General features: G+C 56.9%; 5 protein-coding genes and 2 pseudogenes. 4 read left to right on the top strand and 3 right to left on the bottom strand.

Annotated elements, in window-relative coordinates:
* Positions 1-895 precede the first annotated feature (895 nt).
* The 4 genes and pseudogenes from C4318_08110 to C4318_08095 all read left to right on the top strand — a co-directional run bounded on the left by C4318_08110 (position 896) and on the right by C4318_08095 (position 2,564).
* Positions 896-1,489: a protogloblin ApPgb gene (locus C4318_08110; GenBank protein MER3455099.1), complete on the top strand. Its 594-nt coding sequence runs from the start codon at positions 896-898 to the stop codon at positions 1,487-1,489.
* Between the two features lie 46 nt (positions 1,490-1,535).
* Positions 1,536-1,664, top strand: a pseudogene (locus tag C4318_08105) (IS200/IS605 family transposase).
* Positions 1,661-1,786, top strand: a pseudogene (locus tag C4318_08100) (transposase). Before C4318_08105 ends, C4318_08100 begins: the two co-directional pseudogenes overlap by 4 nt.
* 79 nt (positions 1,787-1,865) lie before the next feature.
* Entirely contained in the window at positions 1,866-2,564 is a 699-nt protein-coding gene (locus C4318_08095; GenBank protein ID MER3455098.1) for a MarR family transcriptional regulator, read from the top strand.
* Between the two features lie 105 nt (positions 2,565-2,669).
* Here the strand turns inward: C4318_08095 and C4318_08090 are convergent, their stop codons facing one another.
* The 3 genes from C4318_08090 to C4318_08080 form a co-directional block, all read right to left on the bottom strand.
* A complete protein-coding gene (locus C4318_08090; protein MER3455097.1) occupies positions 2,670-3,713 on the bottom strand; it encodes an ABC transporter ATP-binding protein in 1,044 nt (347 codons plus the stop codon).
* A complete protein-coding gene (locus tag C4318_08085) occupies positions 3,713-5,299 on the bottom strand; it encodes an iron ABC transporter permease (protein ID MER3455096.1) in 1,587 nt (528 codons plus the stop codon). Before C4318_08085 ends, C4318_08090 begins: the two co-directional genes overlap by 1 nt.
* 223 nt (positions 5,300-5,522) lie before the next feature.
* Positions 5,523-6,527 carry a Fe(3+) ABC transporter substrate-binding protein gene (locus C4318_08080; protein ID MER3455095.1) on the bottom strand — a complete coding sequence of 335 codons (1,005 nt, stop codon included), beginning with the start codon at positions 6,525-6,527 and terminating at the stop codon, positions 5,523-5,525.
* Positions 6,528-6,768 lie beyond the last annotated feature (241 nt).

The raw sequence follows: 6,768 nt of genomic DNA, 5'->3' as shown, positions 1-6,768 counted from the left end.
TATTGCCATGCTGGTTGGAGGCAAGATGTAGTGCTGAATTTCCGCAACTAAATAGTTGCGGGCCAATTGAAGCGAGACTTTGCCAACCGCGCCGAGTTATTCAAGTTTGAGCTGGATGTTTATCTGAATTTTTCAAGGGCGTTGGTAGTGCCCATTGTCTTTTTACTTGAGGTTTACTTGAGGTCGAATCGGGTCGGCTGGCCTGAATAATCATCGGCTGTCATATTGAGCATGTCGTTGGCCTTGTGGCTCTTGCCATTGTTCCCTCCGATCTCGGCGTCGACCAGACACTTCACTTAATCAAAGGGTTCAGAAGTTTCGGCGAACCTCATATAGCTAAGCACTCCCGGCTGAAACCGTCCCAACCCACTTGAGGAGAGACCATCGCCCCAAGGCATGCGTGCGATTTTGGAGCCATTGTGAATGGGTAAGCACGGCAGTTTTCACAGGCAGCTAGTTTTCTGTCGCAGTTATTGGGAGGCCTGGATTCAGGGAGGCAGGGCGTTTTCCTCGCACCGGCTGCCTCTCTTTTTCCTCTTTTGGTGCAGGGGCTGTGTAGTGCGAAAGAAGCCTCCGGGGCACGCGATCGAAACATTGAAAAGGCGGTGAATTGCGAGAGGAGCCCTCGATCCGGGTGTCGTCTCCAAAGAACCTAAGTCCCGCTTCTTATGGGGATCCCGAATGTGATCCCCAGCTTTTTGCGCCCGTTGGTCTCCATAGCGATTCGTTGACAACCGAGCGATATTGAAGTATAGTTCGGAGTCCGAATAATATCTACGCCTGCCTTCGGGGGTTTCTTGGCTCAGCCATCGATGTCTCGAAGCGTCTAGGGGTTGTGGCGAGATATGCACTATCGAGTAGGTAGCCGCAGAAGGCGAAAGAGGAGGAACGCAAAATGGCAGAGGGGCGAGGTGAAATTTCCGGATACACCTACGGCACCGGGGAGGTGGCTACGTCACCGCTTGGCGACGAGGAGTTCGAAAAGCTAAAGACAGCAGTGCTTTTTAGCGAAGAAGACGAAAGGTACCTTCGCATGGCTGGCGAGGTTTTAGCCGATCAAGTCGACGACATTCTTGACTTGTGGTATGGCTTTGTCGGGTCGCATCCGCATCTCGTTTACTACTTCAGCGGCCCGGACGGACAGCCCGATTCGAGATACTTACAGGCAGTAAGAGGCCGTTTCGGCCAGTGGATCCTCGACACATGCAACCGCCCCCACGACAGGGCATACCTAGACTACGCAGAGGAGATTGGGCTCCGGCACCATCGAGAAAAAAAGAACAAGACCGATGCAGTGCAGTCGGTACCTTACATCCCCTTGAGGTATCTCATCGCTTTTATCTCGCCTATCACGCTAACTATCAAGGATTTCTTGGCGAAGAAAGGTCACTCGCCAGAAGATGTTGACAAGATGCATCAGGCTTGGTTCAAGTCGGTAACCTTGCAAGTGGCGTTGTGGAGCCATCCCTATGCTGGGGAAGACTGGTAGAGGGGGGATCTCTGACCAAATCCCGGCCGCCGCAAGCCCCGGGACCGTAGCGGATGAACGCCGTGCTGAAATCATCGAAATGGAGGTCATGCCGGACCACGTAAATTTGCTTGTGGAAGTAGACCCGCAGTTTGGCATCCATCGATTGGTCAAACAGATGAAAGGATCGAATTCCACCGCGATGGCGTCGGCGCGATCAACATCCGGCGCAAGCATCTGGGCCAAGACCCAGTAGTTGGGGCGATGGCGTCCCCCACGGGCGTGCGGTGGCACCCTTATCAGTGCGCCCCCGCGTAGCTCGCTAAGGCGAGAAAGAATCCCCCGGCTTTAGCCGTGGGGAGGACGTCAATTACACCGAGAAGGATACTGCCAGGGAATGTACGAAGGGATGGTTGGTGGGGCTAGCGTAGAGCGAAGAGTCGTGGCACAAGGAGGCGGCAGCAAGGAAAAAGACAATAGCGAGGAAAGAGCTGAGGCATTCGATGCGGAGGCAGGCGACCTTTCCGAGCGGCTAGCAGTTGGACTGTCTAAACTCGGTGCTGCAATTAGACACGGTGCGCGCCGAGATGCTTTTGCATCCGGGCTCTCTGCTACACAGGCAGAGATCGTGGCACTGCTGTGGCGCCACGACGGGCTAGGAACCCTCGTATCGGTCGCTCGCGAGCTGGGGATTGGGCTACCGACGGTAAGTGAGGCGGTTGGGGCGCTCGTAAGAAAAGGCTTGGTGACAAAGGGGCGCTCGGGAAAAGACGCCCGTGCTCTCTCGTTGAGGCTGACAGCAAAAGGGAAGAGTGCAGCGTCCAAGCTAGCCTCTTGGCCTGATCATCTTATAGCCGCACTCGACGCCCTTAGAGAGGATCAGAAACTCGCGCTTCTTGATATCGTTACGACTCTCATCCGTCGTCTCCAGGAGCAAGGCGCCATCCCGGTGGCGAGGATGTGTCTTACCTGCGTGTACTTTAGACCGAACGCACACCCAGACCCAGAGAGGCCGCACCACTGTGCCTTTGTTGACGCTCCCTTTGGAGATAGATTGATAAGGCTGGACTGTCCCGACCACGTGCCGGTCTCCTAATCTCGGGTGCGCAGGCCGTGGGCCACGGGCGCTATTGCGCTACGCAAGCGTGGTGCCGGGGTTGAGGTGGGCATGCCTGCCCGATGACACTTACCCCGAGTCCTTTCACCCCAAGAACCTTGGCTCTTCTAAGAGCGCAGTCCTGACTCTCGCACCCACGCTTGCAACTGGTCTTCCCCCAATGGTCCGGGCCTCGAGAGTTGTGCCATTGCTCAAGGACAAACGCAACAGTTGGTCGTGGCCATAGAACTCGATCCTCTCCACGGTCGCATCTCCCTCGGGGTCGGGCTTCACGTCTATGCTCTCTGGCCTCACAAGCAAGAGCGCCACACCATCCCTCTTGTACGACGGGATTTCACCAAAGGGCGTGTGAGCCAAGCCGTCACGAACCTCTACCAAGAACACGTTCGCGTCTCCCAGCATCCTGGCCACCAAAGCGTTGGGTGGCTCCGAGTACAGCTCGTAGGGCGTGCCCGCTTGGATCACCTTGCCGTTGACCATGACGGCGATTCGGTCTGCGATCGAGAGGGCCTCCTCTCTGTCGTGGGTTACGAACACGGCCGTGATGCCTGCTTTGTAAAGGACATCCCTCACTTCAGTCCTCAGCTCGGCCCGTAGCGATGCGTCGAGGTTAGAGAATGGCTCGTCCAAGAGGATAATCTGTGGATCGGAGGCCAGTGCTCGGGCGAGTGCCACGCGCTGCTGTTGTCCGCCCGAAAGCTCGTGGGGCATTCGTTTTTCGTAGCCGCCGAGGTGTACCAACTCGAGTACCTCAGCGACTCTGGCTCGTTTCTTGCGCTTGGATCCTTTTGCGCCGAAAGCCACGTTTTCTTCGACGTTTAGATGAGGGAACAGCGCCCAGTCCTGGAAGACCATGCCTACTCGCCGCTCCTCGGGCGGAACCCAGGTGTCGCCAGAAACTTTGCGCCCTCCTATCCAAATCTCCCCAGCATCTGGGGGCTCTATTCCAGCGATTGCCCTGAGGGCGGTGGTCTTGCCGCATCCGCTTGGCCCGAAGAGCACTAGCAGCTCTCCAGGGGCAACCTCGAGGTTCAAACCTTCAAGAGCGACAGTCGAACCAAACGATTTATAAAGGCCAGAGCAGAGAAGGGCAGGGGAACAAGAAGGATTCGTTGGTGCGCTGTCCATCATGTGAGGGAACCTTCCCCTTTTTCGAAGCGCCTCACGAATATCCCCATTGGGACGAGGCAGACGCTTACCAAGGCTAGAGCCGGAAGTGAGGCTTCGATCCAGCGCGACTCAGAGGTCATCCTCCATATCCACACGGCCAAGGTGTCGTACCCGAAAGGTCTGAGAAGAAGCGTCGCCGGCAATTCTTTCATCACATCTAAAAACACTAAAGCTGCCGCCATTACTGCCCCGGACCTCATCATCGGAAGGTGGATCTTCCACAGAACCTTAGTCGGCCTAGCGCCAAGCGTGCGGGCGCTCCAAGTTATCGAAGGCGTCACCTTGGCCAGGCTGGCCTCAAGCGAATAGCAGCCCACTGCTGCGTATCTGACGACATAGGCGTAGGCCAGCCCTGCAAGACTTCCCGTAATGAAAATCCATCTAGAAAAAATGGACGAGCTAACCCGGTCGAGCGAAGTGAGCACGAGCACCACTCCCACTGCGGCCACGGCGCCGGGGATGGCATAGCCAACGGTGACGAGCCTCGCTGAGACTTTTACGATGGGGTTTTCCTCGAAGCGAACTGCGTTGGCAAGGAGGGTGGCGACAGTCAGGCACAGTATGCAAGAGAGGACTGCCAAAAATACGCTGTGGTAGGCGTGGTCCACGAATCCTCCCACCGGTGTCCGGGTGAGACCGCGCCGGGTGGCCTCCCAAGCCCAGGAAGTGAGCCAAACAAGTGGAATCCCTAGAGATAAAAGAACGACGGTTGCTGTTAGTGCGGTCACTGCCCATGCTTTTAGTCCTCTGAGAACTACAGGGCTCAGCGGTCTTGTACCCCCAGACTGCTGTGTATATCGAGCTCTGCGCCGCATGATCCGCTCGAGAGCAACTACGATCACCGCAAACACGAGAAGCGCCACAGCTAGCTGCGTGGCGGCTTGTCGATCTCCCAAGCCAAACCAGACCCTAAAGACTCCATCGGCGAGGGTCTGGACGTTGAACAACCTTACGGTGGCAAAGTCGGTAAGAGTCTCCATCACGGCCAGGGACGCACCAGCCGCTAGAGAAGGCCTGGCCAGAGGAAACACGACCTTAAAGAAGGTCTCGAGAGGGCCGAATCCAGCTGTGCGAGCGACCTCTAACATGCCGGCACTTTGCTCTCTGAAGGCCGCTCTCGCTAGCAAGAAGACGTATGGATAGAAAGTAAGCGACATCACGAAGGCAGCCCATGGGATAGAGCGGACGTCGGGAAACCAAACATCTCGTCCAAAGACCGACCGAGCCCATGATTGGATCGGGCCGGCGTAGTCCATCGACGAGACGAACAAAAACCCAAGGACATAGGCGGGCATCGCCAAAGGCATCGGCAGGAGCCAAGCCATTAGCGATCTGCCAGGGAAGCGGTAGGCAGTGACTAGCCAGGCGAGTGTCGTTCCGAGGATCAATGTCCCAAGGCACACTAGTGCCGCCAAGACGATTGTGGACCAAGCCATCGAAGGCAGCCTCGTAGAAGCGAGGTGCTTCCACACCCCGCGGTTGAGTGTGATCCCCGATACCACCAGGGTGGCGAGAGGCGCTACCAGCCCCATCCCAAAAAACATGGAGATAGCTGTCCAGCCGAGAGAGAGCGGTTGTCGGGAAGGAACTGGAGGCCCGCATTTTGGGCGACTTGTGCCGTGCGGGCAGCTGCGGGGGCCCTCGTCATATCCGACGGTTCCTCCGCGCTGGGCGCTGGCGAAGCTTTCGGCGACACCAGAAGATGTACTCACTGCCCTTCGAACCGTTTGCCCTTTGCCTTACCGATTACTCACCCTGATCCGGATGTCAGAGATACCCCGCCTTGTCCAAGATCTTGACTGCCTCCGGCTGGAGTCTTCCCAGTTCTCCTACCCAAAGCGGATCCTTTTTGAACTCTCCCCAGGAGGCAAGGATAGGCGCCGGGGGAACTGCGGGATTCGCCGGAAACTCGAAGTTGGCGTCTGCAAACTGCCGTTGTCCCCTAATGGCCAGCCATTCAATCAAGCGCCTGGCTCCCTCCGGGTTTTTGGCAGCTCTTGTGACACCAGCGCCACTTATGTTGACGTGGGCACCCCTTCCATCCTGGTTCGGCCAGAACATCTTGACAGGAAAGGAAGGATCATCGTTTATCTGTCTTGCTAGGTAATAGCTGTTTGCCAAGGTAAGGTCACAGCGGCCGGCTGCCACGTTCTTTAGTAGCTCGACATCGGAGTTGATATACACGGGCTCGTTGGAGACCCACCCTCTTACCACTCGCTCCGTCTCCTCAGGCCCGTCTGCAGCGATCATTCCCGCAACAAGTGACACCGTGTAGGGATGAGTGGCAGGCCGCAAGCAGAGCCGCTTCTTCCATTTAGGGTCTGCGAGCGCTTCGTAGGTGGAGAGCTCCGAGGGGCTTACTCGATCGGGCGCGTAGGCTATTGCTCGAATTCTGAGACTTAGCCCGTACCATCGACCCTGGGGATCTCTCAAATTCTCGGGCACAGCGAAGTTGAGAACAGTAGAGGAGGTTTCCGCCAGAAGGCCCGATTGTGCGGCCAAGTACAAGTTGGCTGCGTCTACTGTCATGAACACATCCGCGGGGGTGTTGTCGCCCTCGGCTTGTAGTCGCTCTCGGAGCTCTGCATCCCCCCCGGTTGTGAACTCGACTCGGATGCCCGTGTCGTTGGTGAACGCCTCAAATACTGGCTCTATGCCGTAGTGGCGGGACGTATACACCCTGACAACTTGTTCCTTGCCGGAGCCGGCGCCGCCGGCGGTGCTGGTTCGGTTGGCACAAGCGGAACCAGCCAAGGTCACCAGTACGAGCATCGCCAAGATCTTTCGGATTAACATCCCTTCTTTACCTCTCGTTCCTGCTTCGGGTGTTCGGCTAGCCTAAAGGAATCTCTTTCCTCGGGCTAAATCCTAGCGAACTTATCGGAATTTTGAAATACGAGGGCCAAAATTGCGCCAGATTTCACCTAGGTGGCTGACGGTGCTAGGGAAAGGCACGGCTAGAAGCGGGGACTAGGCTCAAGTTCGAGGATGGGTAGTGTCGGGGTAGCGCTGA

Source organism: Acidimicrobiia bacterium, assembly GCA_040289475.1.
GTDB lineage: Bacteria > Actinomycetota > Acidimicrobiia > ATN3 > PSLF01 > PSLF01.
The sequence above is the reverse complement of the archived record's forward strand: the minus strand, read 5'-3'. Positions and strand labels throughout refer to the sequence as shown.

What these genes read in the sequence shown, in the direction of transcription:
- C4318_08110 (MER3455099.1), top strand. Translation starts at nt 896, where the DNA reads ATGGCAGAGGGGCGAGGTGAAATTTCCGGATACACCTACGGCACCGGG.
- C4318_08095 (MER3455098.1), top strand. Translation starts at nt 1,866, where the DNA reads ATGTACGAAGGGATGGTTGGTGGGGCTAGCGTAGAGCGAAGAGTCGTG.
- C4318_08090 (MER3455097.1), bottom strand. Translation starts at nt 3,713, where the DNA reads ATGGACAGCGCACCAACGAATCCTTCTTGTTCCCCTGCCCTTCTCTGC.
- C4318_08085 (MER3455096.1), bottom strand. Translation starts at nt 5,299, where the DNA reads ATGTTTTTTGGGATGGGGCTGGTAGCGCCTCTCGCCACCCTGGTGGTA.
- C4318_08080 (MER3455095.1), bottom strand. Translation starts at nt 6,527, where the DNA reads ATGCTCGTACTGGTGACCTTGGCTGGTTCCGCTTGTGCCAACCGAACC.